The organism is Rhodanobacter sp. FW510-R10, from assembly GCF_058781105.1.
On the sequence record NZ_JBYSWL010000001.1, the window covers coordinates 3,433,736 to 3,457,731 of the forward strand.

Genomic DNA, 23,996 nt, shown 5'->3' on the forward strand with positions numbered 1-23,996 from the left:
CTCACTGGCTCTTCAGCTGCCATGCGGGCTGCACGCGCGCCGCACGCAAGGTCGGATACACGCCTGCCAGCACGCTGGCGGCAATCGCCACCACCACCGTGAGCACGAACAAGGCCGGATCGATGCGTGCCAGATCGGCGAGCCGCGGTGGCAACACCTGGTTCACACCGAGCACACCGATGGCGGTCAGCACCAGTCCCAGGACACCACCACCGACTCCGACCACGGCGGCCTCGGTGAGAAACTGCACATGGATCGCCCGGCGCGATGCACCCAGTGCACGGCGCACACCGATCTCGCCACTGCGGCGCAGGAACTTGGCCAGCAACAGACCGATGGTGTTGACCAGGCACACCAGCAGCAGGCCCAGCGCGACCAGCAGCGATACCCGGGTGTCGGGCGGCACCACCTGCTCGAAGGCCATGAAAGCGCGCACGTCGCGCAGGGGGTTGTTCGGAGGCCATGCAAACCGGCCGAGGTCCTGCTGCGAACGCGCGTAGTGGTCGAGGTACTGCCGGTACGCGCGCACGGCGTCGGCGTCGTCGAGCTCGGCCATGAAGGCGAGCCAGACGCAGTTCGAACGCTGCAGGCCGGCGTAGCCCGCACCCGGCTGCACGCCCTTCGGGCAGTTCACCGCGCCGGCGTTCTCCATGCCGTTGGCGATGGCCCGCTGCAACGGCACGAAAACGTCGGGACCGTTGCCGCCGAAACCGCCCGTGTCGACGACGTCGAAGAACATCGGCTGCGGATTCCATGGCTGCATGACGCCGCTTACGCGATAGTCCTTGCCGTCCATGTCGATGCTGCGGCCCACGCTGTCCTCGCCGCCGAACACCTGCTGGTTGAGTGCGGCGCTGATCACCACCACCGGGCCGCCGTCCGTGTCGTCGCCGGCCTGCCAACTGCCGCCGTAGCGGAACGGTACGTCCACCATCGGGAAGAATTCGCTGTACACGCCGAAGCCGAGGGCCGGGATCGGACTGCGCCCCGCGCCCGCCGGCAACACCGTGGGCGCCACGGCGAAAATCGCCGACTGATGGCGGGCGCGATGGTCGTGCATCAGCGCCATGGCATCGGTGTAGACCAGGGCATCGGGCGGCTCGTAGCCCTCGCTGCGCGCGCCCTGCCCGGACATCTGCACCGGCCCCCAGGCGTCGATCTGTGGCACGAACAGCCGGGACGACTTCCACGGAATCGGATCACCCGACACCCCACGGAATACCGACCAGGTGGTCATCGAGGCGGCCACGCCGAAGCCGATCGACAACATCATCAACGCCGTCAGCCCCGGGCTCCGCCGCAGGCTCTGGAACGCCAGGTGGAGGTAATAGCCGAACATTTACAGCTCCCCCGCCATCGGCTTTGAAGTAGACTCAGAGGCCTTGATGAGGTGGAACATGAGCGAAGTCATTTTCCAGGTCGAGGAGGCGGACGAGGGTGGATACATGGCCCGTGCGCTGGGCCACGCGATCTTCACCGAAGCCGAATCCCTCGACGAACTGCGCGACAACGTTCGCGACGCAGTGCGTTGCCATTTCGATGAAGGCACCGGGCCAAAGTTGATCCGGCTGCATTTCGTCCGGGACGAAGTGCTGGCGGCATGAAGCTGCCGCGTGATGTTGATGCGCGGCAATTGGTGAAAGCACTTGCGGTACTCGGTTACAGCGTCACCCGGCAAAGCGGCTCGCACCTGCGCGTGACCTGCTCCGTCCCAAGCACCCATTCGGTCACCATACCGAACCATTCGCCCATCAAGCCGGGCACCCTCAATGCCATCCTTGCCGAAGTTGCGGCGCATCACCGCGTGGAGAAATCCGCGCTGGTCCGCATCTTGTTCGGGTAGATCCGCCACCGGCATCCTGACCGTCATCACACGCTCCTCGTCGCCACCACCGGCGGCACCGCGGCAGCGCGCAGTGCCGGGCCAAGCACGGCCAGTTGCCCGATCACCCACAGCACGATGGCGCCGACCGGGAAATAGACGGCCGGCAGCCGCGGCAATTCGTAGTGCAGCATCAGGAACAGGTTGATGCCGTAGGCCATCACCATGCCGAGCACGATGCCGAACGTGGCCAGCACGAAGTTCTCGGCCTGGAAGTAGTTGAGGATGTTGCGGCGCGTGGCGCCCAGCGCGCGGCGCACGCCGATCATGCGCCGGCGCTGCGCGACCCAGAAGCTCGCCAGACCCACGATGCCGAGCGCGGTGACCGTCAGCAGCGCGATGATCACGCCGACCAGGATGCCGGCCATGGCACGGTCGTTCTCGAAGAACTTGCTGCGTACCTGGTCGTAGGTCTGTTGCCTGGTCACCACCCGCTGCGGGTCTGCTTTCTTCAGCGCGGCGACCGCAGCCTTGAGCACGGCCTCGCGATCCTGCGGACGGGTGCGGATGATGTAGCTCTGGTCCTGGCCGGCGCCCATGAACAGCGGCAGGACCATCGAGTAATGCGCGGTGGCATCGTCGTACGCATTGGCGCGCGCCAGGTCAGCCAGCACACCGACCACGCGCACGCCGACCGGGCCGATGTAGAGCGTCTTGCCCAGCGGGTTCTGCCCCGGCCACAGGCGCTGCGCCATGGCCTGGGTGATCACCGTCACCGCCGGCAGCTGCTTGGTGTCGCCCGTGGCGAGCGCCTTCAGCACGATGTCCGCGTTCGTGGCTTCATCCGCCTGCAGGTGCCGTCCCGCCACCAGGCGCACACCCATGGTCTGCGTCAGATCCAGACCGAAATAGGTGCCGGCGTTGAGCGTGGGCTGGCGCTGCGCAAGGTCGAGCTTGATGCTCGAATTCGAGGAGGATCTCCCGAGCGGCAGCTGGTTGGTCAACGCCGCCGCCTGCACCCCCGGCACCTGCCGCAGCACGGCGAGATCCTCCCTGGCCCGCGCGTAGATGTCCGGCGACGGTTCGATCTCGGCCAACTGGATCTGCACCAGCGCGTGCTCGTCGATGCCGGTGCGCATGTCCATGTGCTGCAAACGCTGGCCGATCAGGAACACCGCATTGCACACGATGGCGCAGGTCAGCGCGATCTCCAGGACCAGCAGGCTGGCCGGGATCCGGTGTCGGCGCAAAGTGGAAAGTATGGGGCGCCATTCCATGTCAATTGCTCTTCAATTGCAGGGCCGGGGTGATCTGGCAGGCACGCCATGCCGGCAACAGGCCCGCCAGCAGGCTGGCGCCCACCGCAAGCAGGAAGGTGACCAGCAGCATCGTCGGATCCAGATGCGCGAGCGGCGCATAGTCGGATGGCCGGTGTCGCACCAGCCACAGGCCGAGCAGCGCCAACAGCAGGCCACCCGCGCCGCCAACCAGTCCCACCACCCCCGACTCCACCAGCAACTGCGTAAACAACGCTCGCTTCGACGCTCCCAGTGCGCGGCGTATGCCGAGTTCACCGGCGCGGCGCAGAAACTTCGCCAGCATCAAGCCCACGGTATTGACCAGGCACACCAGCAGAAAGCCGAACGCCAGACTGGTCTGCAGGCGCACGTCGTCGGGTACCACGCGTTCAAATGCCAACCACTGCCGCACATTGCGCAGACGCACATTCGGCGCCTTCACGAAACGTCCCAGGTCCTTCTGCTGCTGCGAATAGCGCACAAGAAACTGCCGGTAGGCCGCGGCCTTGGCCGGAGTATCCAGCTGCACCCAGAACTGCAGCCACACGCACTCCTCCGACGGGTAGATGCGTCCTACGCCGCCGGCACCATTGCCCCAGCAATCGTTGGAGCCGTTGTGGTCCATGTGCAGTCCCAGCGCCGTCTGCAGCGGGGCGAATACCTGCTCGGTATAGCCATAGGAGCCGGCATTGAGATCGTAGAAATGCGGGCTGGGCGCCCAGTGATCCAGCACGCCGACGATGCGGAACGCGGTGTTGGCAATGCGCAGCGTGCGTCCCACGCTGTCGGCGCCGGCAAACAGCCGCTGGTTCAGCTCGCTGTTGATCACCACGTCGCGCGCCCGCGCCTCGTCATCGGCGGCGTTCCAACCCTGGCCATACAGGAACGGCGTGTCGAACATCGGGAAAAAATCGGCGCTGGTGTAACGCGCCTCCACGTAAAACGGGTCCAGCGTCGAGGAATCAGGCTGGATCGGCACCGAGCCGCCGGTCATCAGCGCCTGGCGGTCCGCGCGCTTGGCCCGCAGCAGGTTCTGGCCATCGATCAGGGTGACCTGCTCAGGCGGTTCCGCGCCAGGAAACAGCCCGCTGTTGTCGCGCGGATCGACCTGCGGGTAATACAGCGTGCCGCTGCGGCCTGGCAGCGGGTCACCGGAAAGCACGTGCAGCACGGTCAGCGTGGTCATGGCCGCGCCGATGCCGAGCGCGATCGCCAGCACCATCAGCGCGGTGAGCGCCTTGTTGCGCTTGAGGCTGCGCAGCGCGAGATCGAGGTAGTAGGCAAACATCAGCCGCTCCTCGTGGCCACCACGGGCGGCACGGCGGCGGCGCGGCGTGCCGGACCCATGACCGCGAGCTGGCCCAACAGCCACAACGCCACGGCGCCCGCAGGCAGGTAGTAGGCCGGCATGCGCTGCATCTCGTAGTGCTGCATCAGGTACAGGTTGATGCCGAAGGCCAGGGCCATGCCGCACAGCACGCCGGCGGCGGTCAACAGGAAATTCTCGGCCTGGAAGTAGCGCATGATGTGGCCGCGCGTGGCGCCCAGGGCGCGGCGGATGCCGATCTGCCGGCGCCGCTGGCCGACCCAGAAGCTGGTCAGGCCGACGATGCCGAAGGCGGTCACCGCCAGCATCACCACGCACACCAGGGCCAGCATGCCAACCATGCTGCGGGTGTCGGCGAAGTACTTGTCGCGGACCTCGGTGAAACTCTCGCCCTTGACCACGGCATTCGGCGACAGCGCCTCAAGTTTCCCGATCCCATCGCGCAACACGCGCCCGCGCTCGCCGGGCGCACTGCGCACGATGTAGGTGCTGAGCACGGAGGACGGGCTCAGCGGCAGGAAGATCGCCCAATGGAAGCCAGCCGCGCCCTCGCCGTTGCGGTCGGGCCGCAGGATGTCGGCCACCACGCCAACCACCGTGTAGTGGTTGTCGTTGCCGATCCAGGCCTGCTTGCCGAGTGCGTCCTGGCCGGGCCACAGGCGTTCGGCCAGGCTTTGCGTGACCAGTGCGACGTGCCCGCCCGGCAGGTAGCTCACGCCAAGCTGGCTGTCCGCATATTCGGCGTCATCGAAGAACCGCCCCCGCAGCAGGCGCATGCCGAGCGCCTCCGGGCCGCCCCTGGAGAACAGGTACTGCGCGACGTTGGGGGTGTTCTTCTCCAGCAGCTCGCCCGGCCCGGTCGCGACGTTGGAGTTCCAGCCGCTCTGGCTGAGCGGCACGATGTTGATCGCGGCAGCGGCGGTGACCCCGGGAATCTCCCGCAGCGCGACGAGATTGCGTGGCACATCGGCGGCGGCGAGTTGCGGATCGGTCCCTTGCACGGCGATGTCGACGATGCCGGCCTCGTCGATCGCGTTCGGCACGTGCATTTCGCCGATGCGCTGGCCGATCATGAACACCGCGTTGCACAGCACCGCGCAGGCCAGCGCGATCTCCAGCACGATCAAGGCGGCTGGGATACGGTGTTTGCGCAGGGCGGCGAAGATGGGTCGGATGTCCATTCAACTCGCCTTGAGCTGAGGTGCCGGCGCGAGCACACAGGCGCGCCACGCCGGCAACAGGCCGGCCAGCAGGCTGGCCAGCACGGCCACCACGAAGGTGAACGCGAACATGGCGAGGTCGAGGCGGGCAAGTGCGGCGTATTGCGCCGGCTGGTGGCGGATTGCCCACAGCCCGAGTTCGGCAAAGGCCAGGCCCAGCACGCCTCCCGCCAGGCCGATCAAGGCAGACTCGACCATGAACTGGGCGAAGATCGTGCGGCGGGTGGCGCCGAGCGCGCGGCGCACGCCGATTTCGCGCGAGCGGCGCAGGCATTTGGCGAGCAGCAGCCCGACCGTATTGACCACGCAGATCAGCAGGAAGCCAAACGCCAGCCCGGCCTGCAGGCGCACGTCGTCGGGCACCACCTGCATGTCGCGCATGAACCGCATCACGTCGGGCAAGGCGACCTCAGGGCGATGGAAGCGACCCAAGGCGATCTGCTGCTGCGCATAGTTCGACAGCCAGGTCCGGTACGCCGCCGCATCGGCGGCGCTGCCCAGCTCCACCCACACGTAGACGAACACGCAGGGCGAAGTTTCCAGGTGCTTGATGTCGGCCGCCTCCCAGCAGCTGACGTTCTGCGGATCCATCGCATCGGCGCGAGCCGACTGCAGCGGCAGATACACCGCGTCGCCATTGCCGTAGCTGCGCCCACCGAGCCCGACCGCGTAGAAGCGAGGCTGCGGCGACCATGGTTTCAGCACGCCCACGATGCGGTAGTCGTGGTCGTTGATGCGGATGGTTTCCCCGACGCTGTTCCTGCCGGCAAACAGCTTGTCGTTGAGGAAGTCCGCGATCACCGCGACCCGCGCGCGGCTCTCGCCATCGCCCTCGCTCCAGCCACTGCCGTATTCGAACGGCACGTCGAACATCGGGAAGAAGCCGGCTGTGGTCATCACGCCGTCGCTGAAGAAGGGCTTCTGGCCTGCCTGCCGGGGCTCGACCTTGGCCTGGGTCAAAGCCATCACCGCCTGCCGCTGCGCCTTGCCTGCATGCAGCAGGTTCATCGCGTCGGTATAGGGCATCAGGCCGCCCCAGGGCGGCTTGCTCTGGCCGGGCACGTAGCCCTGCGCCGGCAGCGGGTCGATTTCGGGATGAAACAGGCGTGCACTCTTCTGGGGGATCGGATCGCCCGAAAGCAGCTCCAGCACCGTCAGCGTGGTGATGCAGGCGCCGATGCCCAGGCCCAAGGCCAGGATCATCAACGCGGTCAGAACCTGGTTGCGCTTCAGGCTGCGGACGGCCAGATGCAGGTAATAGGCAAACATCACGGCCGCCCTCCGTGGGAATCCGCCAGCGGGCTCCCACGACCAGGTCCGGCCGGCACCATGGTCGCCGGCAAACGGACATCCATCATGCAGCCCTCGTGGCTGAGACCGGCGGCACATTGGAGGCGCGGCGCGCAGGGACGAACACCGCGGCCTGCCCAAGCACCAGGACGGCGACCACGCCGGTCAGCACATACAGCACCGGCAGGTGGGTCATCTCGTAACGGGTGATCAGCCACAGGTTGAGTCCGATCGCCAGCGCCACGCCAAGCACGGCGCCGCCGCCCGCAATCATCAGGTTCTCGATCTGGAAGTAGCGCAGGATGTCAATCCTGCGCGCACCCAAGGCGCGCCGCACGCCGATCTGGCGATGGCGCTGGCCCACCCAGAAACTGGTCAGGCCGACGATGCCGGCTGCGGTCACCGCGACCAGGATCAGGCAGATGACGCCCATGAGCACGGCCATGCCGACGTCGGCGCGATAGGCCTTGGCACGGATGTCGGCATACGGCTTGACGCTGTCGTCATCCAGCACGCGCATCGGGTTGACCTTGTACAGCAGCGGCGTCACCGCGCGCATCGCCGCTTCCAGCTGTCCGGGCTTGGTGCGCACCGCATAGCGCGCGAAGTTCGCATCCAGCCGGGTCGGCAGCAACGTGGAGTACCACGCGAAGCTGTTGCCCCAGCTGCCCGTTGCGGGTGTCTGCAGACGCTCCACCACGCCGATGATGGTGGTCGGCGAGCTGCTGCCGTCGCTGTACATCACCTTGCCGACCGCGCCGCCCTGCGGGAACAGCTTGTCCGCCAGCGCCTTGCTGACGATCGCGATCGGTCGCGGCGGCTGGTCGCGGAAGCCCTGGTGCTGCACGTCGCCGGCGTTGAAGGCGCGGCCGGCCACCAGCTTCAGACCCAGCGTGGGCAGCACCTGGTCGTCGGTGAAGTAGTACGCGGTGCGAGTGCCACTTTTGTCACCCAGCGTGGCGTCTGCCTTGAGCGAGACCGAACCGGTCCAGGACGAATTGAGCAACGGCACCGAGTTGGTCGGCGCCACGGCGGCGACGCCGGGCAGGTTGCGCAATGCGGCAAGATCCTCGCGCTGCATCACGTCGAGCTTTTCCACGCCGTCGGCGGTATCCGCGCTGGGTGCGCCTACCCATTGCTGGGTGACCAGGAACAGGTTGCTCTCGTCCAGCCCGGTGGGCCGGTTCACCCGCTCGATGCGCTGGCCAATGATGAAGATCGCATTGCACACGATGGCCAGGGTCAGCGCGATCTGCAACGCGATCAGCACCACGCCGGCCTTGTGCTTGCGCAATGCGGCGAGTATCGGATGGAGTTTCATAATGACGTCCTCATCGCTTCGTCATCCCCGCGCAAGCGGGGATCCAGTGGCTTTCAACGCAAAGAAGCCGAGGCACTGGATGACCAGACGTTCGCCTGTTGAGAGCCCCGCTTGCGCGGGGATGACGGATTGGATGGTTCGGTGTACGGCGGACATGTCGCATGCCTAGTTGCTCTTCAATTGCCACGCGGGCTGCACATTCGAGGCGCGCCAGGTCGGATACAGGCCGGCGAGCATCGTGGCGATCACGGCCACCAGCAGGGTCAGCACGAGCAGCGACACATCCAGGCGCGCCAGATCGGCGATGTCCTTGGGCAGCACCCAGCCCACGCTGGCCACGCCGGCGCCGGTGAGCAGCAGCCCGAGCACGCCGCCGGCAACGCCGACCACGCCGGCCTCGATCAGGAACTGCTGGTAGATCGCGCCACGCGGTGCGCCCAGCGCGCGCCGCACCCCGATCTCGCCACTGCGGCGCAGGAACTTGGCCAGCAGCAGGCCCACCGTGTTCACCAGGCACACCAGCAGCAGGCCGAGCGCCACCAACAACGACACCTTGGTGTCACTGGGTACCACGTGCTGGCTGTCCAGCCAGGCCGGCACGTCGCGCAGGCGGTTGTTAGGCGGCCAGCTGAAGCGACCAGACTGCTGCTGCTCGTGGGCATAGCCGTCGAGGTAGGCGCGATACGCCTGCACCGCCGCCGCATCGTCCAGCTCGACCATGAAGGCAATCCACACACAGGCCGAATGCTGCATGCCGACGAAGCCCGGCTCCTTGGGCACGGCGTTGCAGTTCGTATTGCCATCGTTCGGGATGTCGGCCTGGATCGCGGTCTGGAACGGCATGAACAGCTCGTCGTTCTGGGTGACGAAGCCGCCGCTGTTGACCACGTCGTAAAAGCGCGGCTGCGGATTCCAGTCGTCGAGCACGCCGACCACGCGGTAATCCCGGCCTTCGACGTTGACGATCCTGCCGATGCTGTCGGCGCCGCCGAACAGTTTCTGGTTGAGCTTGCCGTTGATCACTACGACCTGCGCACGATTGGCGTCGTCGCCAGCGCTCCAGCCGCTGCCGTACTTGAACGGCACATCCAGCATCGGAAAGAACTCGCCATAGACCGCATGGCCGCTGACGTTCAGCGGATGCTTGCCCGCGCCCGCCGGCACGATCGAGGGTGAAATCTGGTACATCGCCGACTGCCGGGTGGCCCGGTGCGCACGCATCAGCGCCACCGCGTCGGTGTAGTCCATGGCGTTCGGCGGCTCGCCGTCGGGGTCGCGCCCCTGCGGTCCCCACATGTCGATCTGCGGCACGAACAGCCTGGACGATTTCCACGGGATCGGATCGCCCGAGACCGCACGGAATACCGACCACGAAGTCATCGATGCCGCCACGCCAAAACCGATGGCCAGCACCATCAGGATGGTGAGACCGGGGCTGCGCTTTAGACTGCGCAGAGCCAGTTCGAGGTAATAGGCGAACATGCATCCTCCCGGCACGGACAAGTCCCTTTCCCCCGGCACGGCCAGGGGCGAGGGTCCAAGCGACCGCAGCCATCCAGACGGCCGTCGCGTTGTGCTCCCTCTCCCCTGGCTTGCCGGGGGAGAGAGAGAGTTCAAGCATCCACCATCACACCGAACGCGTAGCCTCCACCGGCGACACGCGCGAGGCGCGCAGGGCCGGCGCCAGCACGGCGCCCTGGCCGAGCAGCAACAGCACGGCCACGCCGATGGCCACATAGGCCAGCGACAGCCGCGTCATTTCAAACTGGGTGATCATCCAGCCGTTGACCAGCAGCGCCAGCAGTACGCCCAGCACCACGCCGCCTACCGTTATCAGCAGGTTTTCGGTCAGGAAGTAATTGAGGATGTCGCGCCTGGTCGCGCCGAGCGCGCGGCGCACGCCAATCTGCCTGCGCCGCTGGCCCACCCAGAAACTGGTCAGCCCGACGATGCCGGCGGCGGTGATCGCCAGCAGCACCGCGCAGATGATGCCCATCAGGATCGCCATGCCGCGGTCGCGGTCGTACACCTGGTGGCGGATGGTGGCGTAGTCCCGGATGCCGTCCTTCGGGTCGATGATGCGCAGCCGGCTTTGCGTATACAGCGCCTTGGGCGCCTCGCGCATGGCGGCGGCGAGCTGGCCGGGCCGGGCCCGCACGATGTAATGGATGCCGCGCGAGTCATCCGCCCGCAGCGGCCAGATCAACGCCTGCCCGGCATAGCTGTTGCTCCATTGATCCACGCCTTGCCGATGCAGCGGATCGACGATGCCGATGATGGTGCTCGGCGTGGCACTCATGGCGTAGAAGCTCTTGCCCAGCGCATGACCATCGGGGAACAGCTTGTCGGCCAGCGCGCGGCTCACGATCACGGCCGGCGGCGTAATGGCCTGCTGGGTGCCCATCACCATCACCTCGTCGGGACGGAAATTGCGCCCTGCAACGAGCCTCAGGCCCAGCGCAGCGATGAAATGCTCGTCGCCGGTATACACCGCAGTGTCCGTGGTGGGCTCGGTCTGCTCCGGCGTCATGGTGACGAAGTTGTCCCAGCCGCCGCCCTGCAACGGGTAACCGCTGGCGGGAGCGGCGTCGAGCACGGCCGGCAATTGCCGCAGCGCAAGCACGTCGGCGCGCACCTGCGCATCGACTTCGGGCGTCGACCGGCTGACGTCGGCCCACTGGTTGGTGATGACGAACACATTGGCCTCGTCCACCCCGCTGGGGACGGCGAGGTTGGCCAGGCGCTGGTGGATGATGAACAGGGCGTTGCACACGATGGCCAGTGTCAACGCGATCTGCAGGGCGATCAGCAAGGTGCCCGCCTTGTGCCGGCGCAGCGCGGTGAGGATGGGCCTGATCTGGATATGCATGGCTCGTTCCTCAACTCGACTTCAATTGCCACGCCGGCTGCACGTGGGCCGCGCGCCACGCCGGGTAGAACGCCGCCAGCACGGTGGCGGCGATGGCCACGGCCAGCGTCAGGCCCACCAGCGAGACGTCAAGGTGCGCCAGCCTGGCGATTTGCGGCTGGAACAGGATGCCGACGCCGGACACGCCCAGCGCGGTGAGCAGCAGGCCCAGGACACCGCCGGCCAAACCCACCGTGCCGGCCTCGATCAGATACTGCGTATAGATCTCCCGCCGCGACGCGCCCAAGGCCCGGCGCACGCCGATCTCGCCGGCCCGACGCATGAACTTGGCCAGCAGCAGGCCGATGGTGTTGACCAGGCAGATCAGGAAGAAGCCCAACGCCACGAAGAGCGAAATGCGGCTCTCGGGCGGCACCACGTGCTCATAGTCCAGCCACTGCATCACGTCGCGCAGGCGCACGTTGGGCGCCCAGGTGAAGCGGCCGGCGTGCTGCTGGTCGGCTGCATAGTTGATGAGGAAGCTGTGATAGCCCGCGACTTCGGCGGGGCTGTCCAGCTCCACCCACGGCGTGATCCACACGCAGTTGCTTTGCAGGTACTCCTGCCAGGTGGTGAAGGTGAGCGAACCGCGGCAACTGTTGCGGCCACCCGGACGCATCTCCAGATCCAGCGCGCGGTTGAACACCATGTAGACGTCCGGCGCATCAGCGAAACCGCTGGTGCTGAACAGGTCGTAGAAGCGCGGACGCGGATCCCAGGGCCTGGTGACGCCCACGATGCGGTAGTCATGGCCGCTGAGGTTGAGCGTGCGGCCCACGCTGTTTGCGCCGGCAAACAGTTTCTGGTCGAGTTCGCTGCTGATGACCACGTCGCTGGCCCGCGCCTCGTCGGCCCGCGCATCCCAGCCGCCGCCGTAGCGGAACGGCACCTCGAACATGGGGAAGAAATCGCTGGAGACGGCGTAGCCGATGGCATTCAGCGGCAGGTCGCGGTTGCCGTCAGGTATCACCGAGAGCAGCACCTGGTACAGCAGGGTCTGGCGCTTCGCCGCGTGCGCACGCATCAACGCCATGGCGTCGATGTAGCCCAGCGCCTCCGCCGGCTCGCCTTTCAGGTTCTGCCGCGGACCCCAGGCATCGATCTGCGGGGTGAACAGCTGCGCGGACTTGTCCGGAATCGGGTTGCCCGACACGGCACGGAACACCGAATAGGTGATCATCGACGCCGCCACGCCGAAGCCGATGGCCAGCACCATCAGCGCGGTCAGCGCCGGATTGCGGCGCAGGCTGCGTAGTCCCAGCTCGAAGTAGTACGCGAACATCGCCCTAGCCCTCCCTGCCCAAACCCCTCTTCCGGCAGGAGAGGAGTTGCGGTGAGGGCGCAGCCGTAAAGTCCCGTTGGCCCCGGAGCAGGGGTTGAGTAGACGGGGCGACGAACGCCAGGGGTCGTGGCTTCGCACGCATCCTCTCCCGCCCTAAGGGTGCCGTCCCCCGGGCGGGGAGGGAAAAGGCGCTAGATGCTGGGATGGACATGGCGGCGGTCATTGCAGCAGCCGGTTGACGTCTTCGAGGTCGTGGAGATCCACCGTGCCGGCAGCCTGCTTGAGCAGCAGCTTGTTGAGCACGAACTGGTGGCGTACCACGGTGTATTCGCTTTGCACGTTGGCCAGCGTGCCGATCGCCACCACCACGTTGGTCAGGCTCTGCGTGCCAATCTCGTAGCCGGCGCGCATCGAGGCCACGGCCTTGCGCGCAGCGTCGACCGAAGTGCGCGCGACCTGGACCTGCTCGATGCCATCGACCACCAGGTTGTAGTAATTGCTGGCGTCGCGCGCCGCCTGCCGGCGCTGGCTTTCCAGCACGCCTTCGTCCTCGTCGCGCTGCGCCAGGGCCTGGCGGACCTGCGAGCGCGTCAGGCCGCCGCTGAAGATCGGCACGTTCAACGTCAGGCCGACCGTGGTCACGCCGGGGCCATAGGCCGCGGCACCCGGCACCGCGCTGGACCACACGCCAAACTTGCCGTATTGCAGCCTGGCGTCGAGCGTGGGCAGGTGGCCGGCGCGCGCGGCCGCGACCCGATGCCGGTCCGCGTTCACCGTATAGTCCGCTGCCAGTACGGTCGGGTTGCTGTGCATGGCGGCGTCGACCCAGGCCGTGGCGTCGGCAGGCTGCGGCGGCACCAGCGGCAGATCCTCCCGCAGCTTCTTCAGTTCTCCGGCAGGCGCGCCGGTGATCTGTTCCAACGCATGCCGGGCATCCTTCAGCTGCGCTTCGGCCCCAATGCGCTGCGACTTGATGTAGAGGTAATAGGCCTGCGACTGGCTGACATCCGAAGCCATGGCCAGGCCATTCTGGAACCGTACGCTGGACTGGTCGAATTCCTGCTTGTACGCATCCTCGTAGGAGCGGAACACATCCAGCTCGTCTTCGGCGACCAGCACGTTAAAATACGCCGCGGCGACGCGCACGCACAAGCGCTGGGCGGCGGCACGGTAGACCTGCTCGCCAGCGTCGCGGCTGGCATGCGCGGCGCGCAGCCGCGCGATCGCGGCGACATCGAGCAGCGGCTGGCTGAGGGTGCCACTGAGGTCACGCTCGCGCGTACGGCCACCGCCAGTGGACACGATGTTGCCGTTGGAGCTGGTGACCGAGCCGCTGCCACCGTGGATCTGCTCCAGGCCCAGCCCGAGCGACAGTTGCGGCAGCAGGGCCGAACGCGCTTGCGGGACGTTTTCCGCGGTAACCCGCTGCGCCGCGCTCGCCGAGCTCAGCACCGGGTCGTTGGCCACGGCCTGGCGATAGGCATCGAGGAGGTCATCGGCGCGCGCGGTCAGCGGCAGCACGGCCAGGACCAACAGTAAGGGCCACGGGCTGCGCATGGCCCGGTCAGCCGACCTGCGCCTGGTCATGCGCCGGCGCGCCCGCGTGGAAGCGCGGCTCCTCGGCCAGATCGACCACCTGGCCATCGATGATGTGCACATTGCGCTGGGCGCGCGCGGCCAGCTCCTGGTCATGCGTCACCATGACGATGGTCGCGCCGTCGCGGTGGATGTTCTCCAGCAGTTCAAGCACGCCACGCGCCATCTGCGTATCCAGGTTGCCGGTGGGCTCGTCGGCAAGCAGCAAACGGGGGCTGCCGGCCAGCGCGCGCGCGATCGCCACGCGCTGCTGCTGGCCGCCGGACAGCTCGGCCGGGTAGTGCTTGAAGCGCGAGGCCAGGCCGACGCGCTCGAGCGCCTCCATGATGCGCTGCTTGCGCTCGGCAGATTTCATGCCGCGATAGCGCAGCGGCACTTCGATGTTGTCGAACACGTTCAGGTCAGGGATCAGGTTGAACGCCTGGAAGATGAAGCCGATCTTCTCGTTGCGGATCTTCGAGCGCGCGTTGTCGTTGAGGTTGCTGACCTCGATGCCGTCGAGGTGGTACTCGCCGCCGCTGAAGCTCTCCAGCAGGCCGGCAATGGTCAGGAACGTGGTCTTGCCGGAGCCCGACGGCCCGGTGACGGCGACGAATTCGCCTTCCTTCACGTCGATGTTGAAATCGCGCAAGGCATAGGTTTCCACCACTTCGGTGCGGTAGACCTTGGACAGGTGGGTCATCTTCAACATGTTTGCGTCCTTTGGTGGTTCAGTGATGGAGTCGATGCAGTCGAGCGGAAGCCGGATTCCCCGGCCTCGTCATCCCCATGAGGAGCTTCACAACGGCGAAGCTGGTCAAGCGGGATCCAGGGCTTTCCTGTCCCACCGACCCGCTGGATCCCCGCTTTCGCGGGGATGACGCCGGGAGCCTTGGTGGAAGCTGCCGCAGACAGCGATGGGGGATGGCGCGGCATCAGCCGCTGATCACGACTTTCGCCGCGCCCTTGAAGTTGTCCGTACCGGAAATCACGATGCGCTGGCCGGCCTGCAGGCCCTGCAGGATTTCCACCTTGTCGATGCTGGAGGCGCCGACGCGGATCGGCGTCTTGGTGGCAATGTCGCCGTTCACCACATAGGCGTAGGCGCCGCCGGACTCGTCGACGAAGGAGCCGCGCTGCACGGTCAGCACGTTCTCGCGGTGGTCGAGCAGTACGCGTACGGACAGGCGCTGGTTCTGCCGCAGCTGCTTGGGCGTGGCGCCATCGAAGCGCAGGCGGGCAGCGACCTGGCCGTTGACCACCTCGGGCGAGATCGCGCTGACCAGGCCCTTCCAGGTGTGGCCGTTGCCGCTGATCTCGCCGGCCATGCCGATGCCCAGGTCGCGGGCAAAGCTCTCCGGCACCTGCATCTCCACCTGCAGCGCCGACAGGTCAATGACGCTCAGCAGCTGCGCGTCCTTGGCCACCGTCGCGCGTTCGGCAATGAACAACTGCCCGACCTGGCCGTCGACCGGCGATTTCACCTGCAGGTCGTCGACCTGGCGCTGCAGGTCGGCCACCAGCAACAGCTGCCGCTCGTGCGCGAGCTTCTTCGCCTTGACGTCGAATTGCAGGCTGTCGTTGTCCAGGCCGAGGTTGGCCTTGGCATGGGCGGCGGCAATGCGCGCCTTTTCCAGCGCGTCCTTGGCCTTGTCCACATCCATGTCGGAAACCGCGCCCTTGGCAAATGCCTTCTGGTAGCGGTCCAGGTTGCGCTCGGCAGTCTGCTCGTCGATATGCGCGTTGTCGTAGGTTTCCTGCTGCTGCGCCCGCGCCTTGTTGGCGTCGATCTGCGCGCGCTGGTAGGCGACCGCCATGGCGTCGGCGTTGCTTTGTTCCTGGGCCAGCTTGTTCGTCAATTCGGGGCTGACGATCGTAGCCAGCACCTCGCCGCGCTTGACCGTGTCACCGGCATGCACCTTGAGCGTGACCGCACCGCCCGAGGTGGCATACAGGGTCGGGCTGACCGCCGCCACCACCTTGCCCTCGGCCGCGATGTCGCGCACAAACGGGCCACGCTCCACGGTCGCGAAGGACAGACGCGAAGCACTGACCGAGGCGGAGGCGGAAAACAGCCGCCCGATGCGCGGGGCCAGCAGCGCCAGCAGGACCAGCACCAGGATGCCGGTGCCGAGCAAAATGAGCTGGCGGCGGCGGTTTGGTTTGACTTCGACCAGCCGGTCGGTGGCGGAGGTATCGCGGATCATCGGCCTGCTGCTTGCCACGCCATGCGCGGCTTCACCGCCCACGCTGCAACCAGCGTGCCAGCCTCGGCCGACCCCGCCAAACCGCGTCCGGCCGCGGTTCGCGCCGGCGGACGCCGCGCGTCCGGGTGTCCGCGGACACCCATGCGGACACCGGGTGGACAGGCGTCCCGTGTGGCCTAGAGGAGCTTGGTCAGCTCATCCAGTCGGGCGCGATAGCGGTCGAGTACTCCGGCCGTCACCACGGCATAGTGGTCGGCCTCGCTCCAGCGCCGGCCCTCGATGGCCTCGCGGATGCCAGGGACGGTTTTCACGCCGTACCCGGTGAGCATGCCAGGCGCGTAGATCATGTGCTTGAACCAGGGCCGCCCCGGCAGGCCGGCAGGATCAGTGAGTGCCTGTTCCATGCTGCCGATCAACTGGTTGAGCCGCCGTTGCTGCGCGGCCGGCAGCTGCAGCCCAGCCGCGGCGAGCTTCGCATAGGCTGCCTGGTAGGCCTTTGCGCTCTCCTGCAACCGCCTGGCCGCCTGGTCCAGCGGCGCAAGATCGATGGCCGGTACATCGCTCTCACGCGGTGGCGCCGCGAGCGGACGCGTGGGATCGCTGTCGAGCGCATAGGCACGGGCCGCGAACAGGCGACGCTGGTGCGCGGTGGCCTGGCTGGTGTGCTCCACCAGTCGATGCAGGTCGGCGACGTAACTGTCCAAGGTGTCGCTGAAATCGCCAAACCGCAGCGGCAGCACCTGCGCATCGGCCAGGCGCAGCATGAGGTGGCCGGCCACCTTGGACAGGGCCACGCCATACTCGAACGTCGGGTCGCCAAAGCGCACGTAGTGGTCAAACGAGTCGTAGCGGGAATGGTAGATGCCGTCGTTGTCATCCTCGCCGCTGAACGAGAGGTCGAGCGAGGCAATGCCCAGGTGTTCGAGGAACGCGCTGTAGTCCGAGCCCGAACCAAGCGCACCGATCGGCAGGTCGCCGCCGGCGGCGACGTGATCGGCCAGGGCAACCGGCGCCGGCTTGCCCGCCGCGGCGGGGTAACCCTCGACCATGGGTTCGGTGCCCGGATGCGGCCCATAGCCGGCGACCAGCATGTGCGCACGCAGGCGCTCCTGCACGCTGGCCTTGGTTTCCGGGTCAATCACCCCGGCCGCGACCTGGTTGACCAGGTGCTGCAGCGAGTGGCTGCCGCTGGCGTTGAGGAAGCCGCGGCCATTGGTATCGGAGTTGATGTAGGCCACGGCCTTCTGCTGGAGCTCCTTGGCGTGGGTCTCGGCCCATTCGGTGGACCCCAGCAGGCCGGGTTCCTCGCCGTCCCAGCTCGCGTACACCAGCGTGCGCTGCGGGCGCCAACCCTGCTTGACCAGGGCGCCGATGGCCTTGGCCTCGGCCATCAGCGCGACATTGCCGGCCAGCGGATCCCAGGCGCCGAAGGTCCAGCCGTCATGGTGGTTGCCGCGGATGATCCACTGGTCCGGTGCGCTCGAGCCCTTGAGCATGGCGATCACGTCATACACCGGCTGCTGGTTCCAGTTCGATTCGACCGTGAGGTGCACCTTGGCCACGCTGGGCCCCAGGTGATAGGTCACCGGCAGCGCCCCACGCCACCGCTCCGGTGCCACCGGACCGCCGAGCGCCTGCAGCAGCGGCTGCGCATCGGCGTAGGAAATCGGCAAGACCGGTATCTTCATCAGGGTCTTGGCATCCTTCAGTGCCAGGCGCTGGGCACCGGCAGTGGAGCCACGACCCGGCGTCAACGGGTCGCCTGGATACTGCTGCATGTCCGCGACCGACCCGCGTTGCACGCCATCAGCCGGGCGCCAGCCGCCCTTGGGATAGGTATCACCCTTGGCGTAGCCGTCCTGCTGCGGATCGGAATAGATCAGGCAGCCGACGGCGCCATGTTCCTGCGCCAGCTTGGGCTTGAGGCCGCGCCAGCCATTGCCGTAGCGGGTGATGACGATCTTGCCGCGCACGCTGATGCCGTGGCGCGCCAGGTCCGCGTAATCGTCCGGCAGCCCGTAATTCGCATACACCAGCTCGGCGGTGACGTCGCCATCGGCGCCGTAGATCGTATAGGGCGGCAACACGTCCTGGCGGATGCTGGACGTCGCATCTCCCGCCACGGCGGGTTCGCTCAACTTCGCCTTATAGGGTTTTGGTCCGAGCAGCTCCAGCGCGACCTTCTTCGGTGTCGGATACAACACGTTGAACGTTTCGATGTGCGCATCCCAGCCCCACTGCTTGAACTCGGCCAGCATGAACTCCGCGTTCGCCTTGTCGTAGGGTGCGCCGACCTGGTTTGGTCGCGCCGACATGCGTTTGAGCCACGCCCGCTGGTCGGCGGGATCGAGTTGGGCGTCGAAACGTTGCTCCAGGCTGAGCTGGGCGGCAGCATTGGCGGCACTGAAACCCAGCATGCCGCCAGCCGCGGCCGCCGGATCGGCGCTTGCCCCTGCCGCGAACGTCGCCAGCAGGCTGGCGCCGAGCAGCAGCGGGCGGATCATCAGCTTGGTCATGCACTTATTCCCATGTCCACGGATGGCCGTCGAGGCCAAACCCGTCCATGCACGACCACGGGCGGGAACGCTGCGATGGTACGCGCGCGCATCGGCCGCGGCATGGGACATCAGTCATGGTTCCCAGCCGCCAGCCGTACGCTCGATCTCGCGCACCACGTCGGGGACGAGCTGCGGCAGCACGTCCAGGGCACCGAGATTGGATTCGAGCTGGGCGAGCTTGCTGGCGCCCAGCATCACCGTGGAGACGTGCGGATTGAGCAGGCACCAGGCCAGCGCCAGTTGGGTGAGACCCACGCCCAGGCCATCGGCGATGCCCTGCAGGCGGCGCACCTTGGCGATCGCCGCGCCGCCATCGCCGAGCACCTTGTCGCGCAGCCATTCGTAGCCGGGCTGGGCCAGGCGCGTACCGTCCGGCACACCATCGTTGTACTTGCCTGTGAGCAAGCCGGAGGCGAGCGGCGACCAGATCGTGGTGCCCATGCCGTACTCGGCGTACAGCGGCGCGTACTCCACCTCGACCCGCTCGCGATGCAGCAGGTTGTATTGCGGCTGCTCGGCCACCGGCGCGTAGAAGTGATTGGCCTGCGCCACGGCGTGCGCCTCGCGGATCGCCCCGGCCGACCATTCGCTGGTGCCCCAATACAGCACCTTGCCCTGGCGGATCAGGGTGTCCATGGCCGCCACGGTCTCCGCGACCGGCGTGTCCGGATCCGGCCGGTGGCAGAAATACAGGTCGAGGTAATCCACGCGCAGGCGCCGCAGTGCCTGATCGCAGGCCTCGATCACGTGCTTGCGCGACAGGCCGCGCTGCGTGGGCAGAGGGTCGTCCACCGCGCCGAAGAACACCTTGCTGGAGACGCAGTAGCTGTCGCGCGGGAAGTGCAGCGCGACCAGCACCTCGCCCATGAGTTCCTCGGCTACGCCATTGTTGTAGGTCTCGGCGTTGTCGAAATAGTTGACGCCGCGCTCGTGCGCGAGCGCCAACATGTCGCGCGCTGCGGCGCGATCCACCTGCCGGCCAAACGTGACCCAGGCACCAAACGACAACGCGGACAACTGCAGGCCCGCATGACCAAGGCGACGGTATTGCATGGGAAACCTCCTGACAGGAAAGTGGGCATCGGCGCCGCGCGCCCGAGCACTTTCGCGCCGCCGGCGCGCGGGAATGGTCAGCGCACAGCGTAGCCTGCGCCACGCCACGGTGATGTGCACGTTCGAAGTCAACGCCACCCTTGCCACCTGCGGGCCGGCGAGGCCCGTTGCGGCACGGAAGCTACACCCGCCAGTCAGGCAAGGACCGACGCCTGGGGCTCCCGGTGGCCGCCCGCCCAACCGCGGACCCCTGCCGACTGGCGGTCACCCGGCACCCTCGCCCCGCATCATTTCGCCATCGCTTGACACCATCTCGTCGGCAACCCACTGGAACGCTTCCAGCGCCGCCTGCAGGTTGTCCACGATGTCGGCGGCGATTTCTTCGGGCGGCGGCAGGCTGTCCACATCTTCCAGGCTGTCGTCCTTCAGCCAGAAGATGTCGAGGTTGAGCTTGTCGCGCTTCAGCAGGTCGTCGACGGCGAAGCGCTTGAAGCGCTCCGTCTCCTTGCGCTTGGCACGGTTGCCCGCGGCGTAGCACGCGACGAAATCATCCAGGTCGGTGCGCGTCAGCGGGTTCTTCTTCAGCGTGAAGTGGCGGTTGGTGCGGAAGTCGTAGATCCACACCGCACTGGAATTGGGCGAACCGTCGGCGCGTGGCGGCTTCTTGTCGAAGAACAATACGTTTGCCTTGACCCCGGGCTTGTAGAAGATGCCGGTCGGCAGGCGCAGCAGGGTGTGGAAGTCGAACTGCATCAGCAGGCGCCTGCGGATGCCTTCGCCCGCCATGCCGGCCTCGAACAACACATTGTCCGGCAGCACCACGCCGGCACGGCCGTGGTCGGCCATGATCGTCATGATGTGCTGCAGGAAGTTGAGCTGCTTGTTGGACGTGGTGAACTTGAAGTCCTCGCGCTCGTAGTTCTCGCGCTCGGTGTCGAGCTGGCCATCTTCGCCCACCACGGTGAAGCTGGATTTCTTGCCGAACGGTGGGTTGGTCAGCACCACGTCGAAGCGCTCGCCGGCATCGCTCGCCAGCGCGTCGCGCTGCACGATCGGGCTGTCGCCGTTGCCAAGGCCGTGCAGGTACATGTTCATCGCTGCAAGTCTGACCACCGTTGCAACGATGTCGGTGCCGGTGATGGATTGCTCGCGCAGCTTGCGCTGCAGCGTACGGTCGCGGCTCTGATCCTTCATGTGCGCGTAGGCGGAAAGCAAAAAGCCGCCGGTGCCGCAGGCCGGGTCGTGCACGGTTTCGCCGATGCGTGGATTCACCACTTCCGCCATCGCGTCGATCAACGGCCGCGGCGTGAAGTACTGGCCCGCGCCGGACTTCACCTCCTCGGCGTTGCGTTCCAGCAGGCCCTCGTAGATCGCGCCCTTCACGTCCACCTTGAGGCCAATCCATTCCGCGTCATCGATCAGCGACACCACGCGCTTCAGCTTGGCCGGGTCGGTCAGCTTGTTCTGTGCGCCGCGGAAGATGGCGCCCATCAAACCGTGCTCGCGGCCCAGCGCTTCCAGCGTGCGGCGGTACTGCAGCTCCAGCTCATCGCCGGCAAGCGTCGCGAGTTTGGCCCAACGCCACGTCGCAGGAATGGCCGAGGCTTCGCCAAGCAGGTCGCTGCGCTCCTGATCCATCTTCAGGAACAGCAGGAAAGTGATCTGCTCGACGTAGTCGCCGTAGCCGATGCCCTGGTCGCGCAGCACGTGCGCCATGTTCCAGACCTTGGAAACCAGCGCGGGGGAATCATTGCTCATCGCTCATTCGCCTTGAAACGCGCCATACGTTCGCGCAACCACGCCTGCACGTCGCGGCGCCCATCCACCACGGCCGCGATGCGGATGACCGGCCCTTCCACCAGGTAGATGATGCGCCACGGCTCCTCGATCACCTCGTGGTAGCGCGTCTCGGCCATGCGGCGCAGTTCCGGCACGATACGGCCACGCGTCGAAAGCGTGGCCAGTGCCCTGGCGCGTTGGTCGATCCGATCGGCAACAGCCAAGGCATTGTCGAGACTGTCCTGCGCGATATGCCATGCGATGGCACGCAAATCGTCGCGCGCGGCGTCAGCCCATTCGACGCGGCGTTCAGCCACGCTTGCGACGGCCGGGCGCCGGTGCCGCGAACTGCGCCTTCAAGTCATGCCGCAAACCCGCAAACACCTTCTCGTGCGGCGTTACCCGCCCGGCACGAAGATCGGCCTCAGCCTGCGCCACGACCTGCAGCATCGCCAGGCTTTCCTGGGTTTGCCGGTACGCCTCGTAGCTCTGCACCACCGCACGGCCACGGCCATTTTGCGTCAACACCACGGCTTCCTGATGTTGCAGGCGTTCAATCCAGCCGCTGGCATCGCTCTTGAACTCGGTCAGGCTGATGATGTCTTCGGTGGCCATGGCGGTACCCCGGTCTGAATTCAGTCCGATTGTAGCCCAACCGTTGACCCGCGTGTCTTGCGACTGTGGCGCGCTTTGGCAGGCGCCTGCGCCCGATCGGCGGCGATGCGCTCCAGCAATTGCGACGCCGGTTCGTCATGCGGGTCCTGCGGCACCAGTTGGCCGGAGAAGGCGGCCTTGAGGATGGATTGGCGGAGGGCGGCTGATCGCTGCAGTTCGTTGGTTGAGCATCCTTGCGCTGAGTCTGCCTCCGAAGCCATCCGCGCCGCGGTTGCGGCGACTTCCTGCATCTCGGCCACCGGCGCCAACGGGAGGCACAGCTCCATCAGCGATGACTGTGAGATGTTGTACTGGCCTGCGCTCGTCGCTTTGCGCTCTCCAACAAACTTGCGGACGACGTGAGACTGCCAACAAAGATTCACCCACGCGGAAAGCGCGGCTGGTAACACGAGCCGGAAACGAATCAGGTACGACGCGAAATAACACGGCATAGGCATCGGTTCCGTCACTACGCAGCCCACACCGATGAGCGATGAACTGCCGTTTGTACGCACGACCAAAAGGTCGCCGCATGACAGGAAATCGTCGGCGCCGGCGCAAACGTCGGTGTTGGCGTGCTTGATGTCGGACAAATCGAGGCGCCCGCCGCGGATGTTTGGAATGCGTAGCACCAGGACACCCGTCCCGCCATAAGCACATTTGGTGGATGTGCCATATGAAGACGACCGCGATAGTTGCTCCATCGACGCCCACACCCACCCTTCCGGCAATTCGGGCAGGTCGGTGGTGTCGGGCGGCGCGGGCTCTTGATACTTCTGCTTCCAGCGGTCGTCGGTGGGTGGCTTGCCCTTGGCCTTGAGCTTGGCGAGCTCGGCGGTTTCCCACGCGGCGCGGCGGGCTTTCAGGATGCGCGCCAGCAATGCTTCGCCGGATTCCACCGGCTCGCCCGCGCGCTTGCGCGCCTCGGCCGCCCCCGACGTCCTGTCTCCCGCGGCATTGGCACGTGCCTGTGCGGCACGCCAGTCGCGCGTCAGCTCGCCCGTCACTGCCGCCTTCAGCACTGACTGCCGGTAACGCTCCACCAGCTTTTCCACCTGCGCAAGCGCAGCTTCGCCTTCGTCGATCCGGCTGAACAGCTCGTCGATCTTGGAGACGATGCGGCGTTGTTCGTTGGCAGGTGCAACACAGACTGGATACCCTGCCAATCGGTCCGTGTCGATGCTGCTAACTGTCGTGCCGTCCTTCGAGCAGGTGCGCAAGATTTGCTGTGATCGTGCGCCGAGAAAGTGCGCGAGATACGTCGAACTCATGCCGTCGACGGGCGTGACGGCCTTGATGTCTTGGTTGATGGTGACGGAGACGGTGTTCACTGCGACCGGGAACGTGTGCGCCAATATTCCGGAGCGGGTCACCATAAGCACCGAATGCGGCGGAATCAGGTTGGTTGCGGATTCGCGGACAGCTCTGGCGGTGATCCGATCTTCCGCTGAGTCGATCAAGGGTCGCTTCATGTCCTTGGGTGAGACCCAAGGAATCGTTCCGTGCTCCCAGTAGTCGGATACCGCTTTGGACGGAGTGCCACCTCCGCGCCACTCGCCGAGGTTCGAGAGAGCGGTGGTGGCCCAGCCGGTAGGCAACGCATCAGCCACGACACACCCCCACCGTCGTCATTCCCGCGAAAGCGGGAATCCAGTGCCTTTCGGGCATTGAGGTGATCTGCAAAGTCACTGGACTGACTCAC

Annotated in this window: 20 protein-coding genes; 2 read left to right on the forward strand and 18 right to left on the reverse strand. The window is 66.5% G+C overall.

The features are described 5' to 3' along the window. Position 1: 1 nt before the first annotated feature. On the reverse strand, positions 2-1,339 hold the full coding sequence (locus tag AC3WJB_RS15010) for an ABC transporter permease (RefSeq protein ID WP_492682942.1): 1,338 nt from the start codon (positions 1,337-1,339) through the stop codon (positions 2-4). A 58-nt stretch (positions 1,340-1,397) separates the two neighbouring features. Here AC3WJB_RS15010 and AC3WJB_RS15015 point away from each other — a divergent pair, with 58 nt between their 5' ends. Both AC3WJB_RS15015 and AC3WJB_RS15020 read left to right on the forward strand, forming a co-directional pair. Further along, entirely contained in the window at positions 1,398-1,604 is a 207-nt protein-coding gene (locus AC3WJB_RS15015; RefSeq protein WP_492682944.1) for a hypothetical protein, read from the forward strand. Continuing rightward, positions 1,601-1,843 carry a type II toxin-antitoxin system HicA family toxin gene (locus AC3WJB_RS15020; protein WP_492682946.1) on the forward strand — a complete coding sequence of 81 codons (243 nt, stop codon included), beginning with the start codon at positions 1,601-1,603 and terminating at the stop codon, positions 1,841-1,843. Before AC3WJB_RS15015 ends, AC3WJB_RS15020 begins: the two co-directional genes overlap by 4 nt. Before the next feature lie 26 nt (positions 1,844-1,869). Here the strand turns inward: AC3WJB_RS15020 and AC3WJB_RS15025 are convergent, their stop codons facing one another. The 17 genes from AC3WJB_RS15025 to AC3WJB_RS15105 all read right to left on the reverse strand — a co-directional run bounded on the left by AC3WJB_RS15025 (position 1,870) and on the right by AC3WJB_RS15105 (position 23,904). Beyond that, a complete protein-coding gene (locus AC3WJB_RS15025; RefSeq protein WP_492682948.1) occupies positions 1,870-3,099 on the reverse strand; it encodes an ABC transporter permease in 1,230 nt (409 codons plus the stop codon). 1 nt (position 3,100) lies between these two features. Further along, entirely contained in the window at positions 3,101-4,408 is a 1,308-nt protein-coding gene (locus AC3WJB_RS15030) for an ABC transporter permease (protein ID WP_492682950.1), read from the reverse strand. Then, positions 4,408-5,628 (reverse strand): ABC transporter permease, encoded by a 1,221-nt coding sequence (locus AC3WJB_RS15035; RefSeq protein WP_492682952.1) that lies wholly within the window; start codon positions 5,626-5,628, stop codon positions 4,408-4,410. Before AC3WJB_RS15035 ends, AC3WJB_RS15030 begins: the two co-directional genes overlap by 1 nt. Beyond that, positions 5,629-6,936 carry an ABC transporter permease gene (locus AC3WJB_RS15040; RefSeq protein ID WP_492682954.1) on the reverse strand — a complete coding sequence of 436 codons (1,308 nt, stop codon included), beginning with the start codon at positions 6,934-6,936 and terminating at the stop codon, positions 5,629-5,631. Positions 6,937-7,021: 85 nt separating this feature from the next. Next, complete coding sequence (locus tag AC3WJB_RS15045; RefSeq protein ID WP_492682956.1) at positions 7,022-8,278, reverse strand: ABC transporter permease; 1,257 nt, start codon at positions 8,276-8,278, stop codon at positions 7,022-7,024. A 165-nt stretch (positions 8,279-8,443) separates the two neighbouring features. Then, on the reverse strand, positions 8,444-9,760 hold the full coding sequence (locus tag AC3WJB_RS15050) for an ABC transporter permease (RefSeq protein WP_492682958.1): 1,317 nt from the start codon (positions 9,758-9,760) through the stop codon (positions 8,444-8,446). Positions 9,761-9,905: 145 nt separating this feature from the next. Continuing rightward, positions 9,906-11,147 (reverse strand): ABC transporter permease, encoded by a 1,242-nt coding sequence (locus AC3WJB_RS15055; RefSeq protein ID WP_492682960.1) that lies wholly within the window; start codon positions 11,145-11,147, stop codon positions 9,906-9,908. Positions 11,148-11,157: 10 nt separating this feature from the next. Beyond that, the gene (locus tag AC3WJB_RS15060; RefSeq protein ID WP_492682962.1) at positions 11,158-12,468 is read right to left on the reverse strand and encodes an ABC transporter permease; all 1,311 of its coding nucleotides are present in this window, start codon (positions 12,466-12,468) and stop codon (positions 11,158-11,160) included. A 219-nt stretch (positions 12,469-12,687) separates the two neighbouring features. Next, entirely contained in the window at positions 12,688-14,055 is a 1,368-nt protein-coding gene (locus tag AC3WJB_RS15065; RefSeq protein WP_492682964.1) for a TolC family outer membrane protein, read from the reverse strand. Continuing rightward, the gene (locus AC3WJB_RS15070) at positions 14,033-14,755 is read right to left on the reverse strand and encodes an ABC transporter ATP-binding protein (RefSeq protein WP_492682966.1); all 723 of its coding nucleotides are present in this window, start codon (positions 14,753-14,755) and stop codon (positions 14,033-14,035) included. The genes AC3WJB_RS15065 and AC3WJB_RS15070 overlap by 23 nt, the downstream gene beginning before the upstream one ends. Before the next feature lie 223 nt (positions 14,756-14,978). Continuing rightward, positions 14,979-16,250: an efflux RND transporter periplasmic adaptor subunit gene (locus AC3WJB_RS15075; RefSeq protein ID WP_492682968.1), complete on the reverse strand. Its 1,272-nt coding sequence runs from the start codon at positions 16,248-16,250 to the stop codon at positions 14,979-14,981. A gap of 176 nt (positions 16,251-16,426) precedes the next feature. Next, the gene (locus AC3WJB_RS15080; protein ID WP_492682970.1) at positions 16,427-18,766 is read right to left on the reverse strand and encodes a transferrin receptor-like dimerization domain-containing protein; all 2,340 of its coding nucleotides are present in this window, start codon (positions 18,764-18,766) and stop codon (positions 16,427-16,429) included. Between the two features lie 114 nt (positions 18,767-18,880). Then, entirely contained in the window at positions 18,881-19,861 is a 981-nt protein-coding gene (locus AC3WJB_RS15085; RefSeq protein WP_492682972.1) for a potassium channel beta subunit family protein, read from the reverse strand. Positions 19,862-20,125: 264 nt separating this feature from the next. Beyond that, positions 20,126-21,619: a class I SAM-dependent DNA methyltransferase gene (locus tag AC3WJB_RS15090; RefSeq protein ID WP_492682974.1), complete on the reverse strand. Its 1,494-nt coding sequence runs from the start codon at positions 21,617-21,619 to the stop codon at positions 20,126-20,128. Further along, positions 21,616-21,957, reverse strand: coding sequence for a type II toxin-antitoxin system RelE/ParE family toxin (locus tag AC3WJB_RS15095; RefSeq protein ID WP_492682976.1), 342 nt, complete (start codon positions 21,955-21,957; stop codon positions 21,616-21,618). The genes AC3WJB_RS15090 and AC3WJB_RS15095 overlap by 4 nt, the downstream gene beginning before the upstream one ends. Further along, positions 21,950-22,255 (reverse strand): type II toxin-antitoxin system Phd/YefM family antitoxin, encoded by a 306-nt coding sequence (locus AC3WJB_RS15100; protein WP_492682978.1) that lies wholly within the window; start codon positions 22,253-22,255, stop codon positions 21,950-21,952. Before AC3WJB_RS15100 ends, AC3WJB_RS15095 begins: the two co-directional genes overlap by 8 nt. A gap of 20 nt (positions 22,256-22,275) precedes the next feature. Next, the gene (locus tag AC3WJB_RS15105) at positions 22,276-23,904 is read right to left on the reverse strand and encodes a restriction endonuclease subunit S (protein ID WP_492682980.1); all 1,629 of its coding nucleotides are present in this window, start codon (positions 23,902-23,904) and stop codon (positions 22,276-22,278) included. Positions 23,905-23,996 lie beyond the last annotated feature (92 nt).

Excerpts from the sequence above, each read along its gene's own strand:
- AC3WJB_RS15010 (WP_492682942.1), bottom strand. The coding sequence starts at position 1,339 with ATGTTCGGCTATTACCTCCACCTGGCGTTCCAGAGCCTGCGGCGGAGC.
- AC3WJB_RS15015 (WP_492682944.1), top strand. The coding sequence starts at position 1,398 with ATGAGCGAAGTCATTTTCCAGGTCGAGGAGGCGGACGAGGGTGGATAC.
- AC3WJB_RS15020 (WP_492682946.1), top strand. The coding sequence starts at position 1,601 with ATGAAGCTGCCGCGTGATGTTGATGCGCGGCAATTGGTGAAAGCACTT.
- AC3WJB_RS15025 (WP_492682948.1), bottom strand. The coding sequence starts at position 3,099 with ATGGAATGGCGCCCCATACTTTCCACTTTGCGCCGACACCGGATCCCG.
- AC3WJB_RS15030 (WP_492682950.1), bottom strand. The coding sequence starts at position 4,408 with ATGTTTGCCTACTACCTCGATCTCGCGCTGCGCAGCCTCAAGCGCAAC.
- AC3WJB_RS15035 (WP_492682952.1), bottom strand. The coding sequence starts at position 5,628 with ATGGACATCCGACCCATCTTCGCCGCCCTGCGCAAACACCGTATCCCA.
- AC3WJB_RS15040 (WP_492682954.1), bottom strand. The coding sequence starts at position 6,936 with ATGTTTGCCTATTACCTGCATCTGGCCGTCCGCAGCCTGAAGCGCAAC.
- AC3WJB_RS15045 (WP_492682956.1), bottom strand. The coding sequence starts at position 8,278 with ATGAAACTCCATCCGATACTCGCCGCATTGCGCAAGCACAAGGCCGGC.
- AC3WJB_RS15050 (WP_492682958.1), bottom strand. The coding sequence starts at position 9,760 with ATGTTCGCCTATTACCTCGAACTGGCTCTGCGCAGTCTAAAGCGCAGC.
- AC3WJB_RS15055 (WP_492682960.1), bottom strand. The coding sequence starts at position 11,147 with ATGCATATCCAGATCAGGCCCATCCTCACCGCGCTGCGCCGGCACAAG.
- AC3WJB_RS15060 (WP_492682962.1), bottom strand. The coding sequence starts at position 12,468 with ATGTTCGCGTACTACTTCGAGCTGGGACTACGCAGCCTGCGCCGCAAT.
- AC3WJB_RS15065 (WP_492682964.1), bottom strand. The coding sequence starts at position 14,055 with ATGACCAGGCGCAGGTCGGCTGACCGGGCCATGCGCAGCCCGTGGCCC.
- AC3WJB_RS15070 (WP_492682966.1), bottom strand. The coding sequence starts at position 14,755 with ATGTTGAAGATGACCCACCTGTCCAAGGTCTACCGCACCGAAGTGGTG.
- AC3WJB_RS15075 (WP_492682968.1), bottom strand. The coding sequence starts at position 16,250 with ATGATCCGCGATACCTCCGCCACCGACCGGCTGGTCGAAGTCAAACCA.
- AC3WJB_RS15080 (WP_492682970.1), bottom strand. The coding sequence starts at position 18,766 with ATGACCAAGCTGATGATCCGCCCGCTGCTGCTCGGCGCCAGCCTGCTG.
- AC3WJB_RS15085 (WP_492682972.1), bottom strand. The coding sequence starts at position 19,861 with ATGCAATACCGTCGCCTTGGTCATGCGGGCCTGCAGTTGTCCGCGTTG.
- AC3WJB_RS15090 (WP_492682974.1), bottom strand. The coding sequence starts at position 21,619 with ATGAGCAATGATTCCCCCGCGCTGGTTTCCAAGGTCTGGAACATGGCG.
- AC3WJB_RS15100 (WP_492682978.1), bottom strand. The coding sequence starts at position 22,255 with ATGGCCACCGAAGACATCATCAGCCTGACCGAGTTCAAGAGCGATGCC.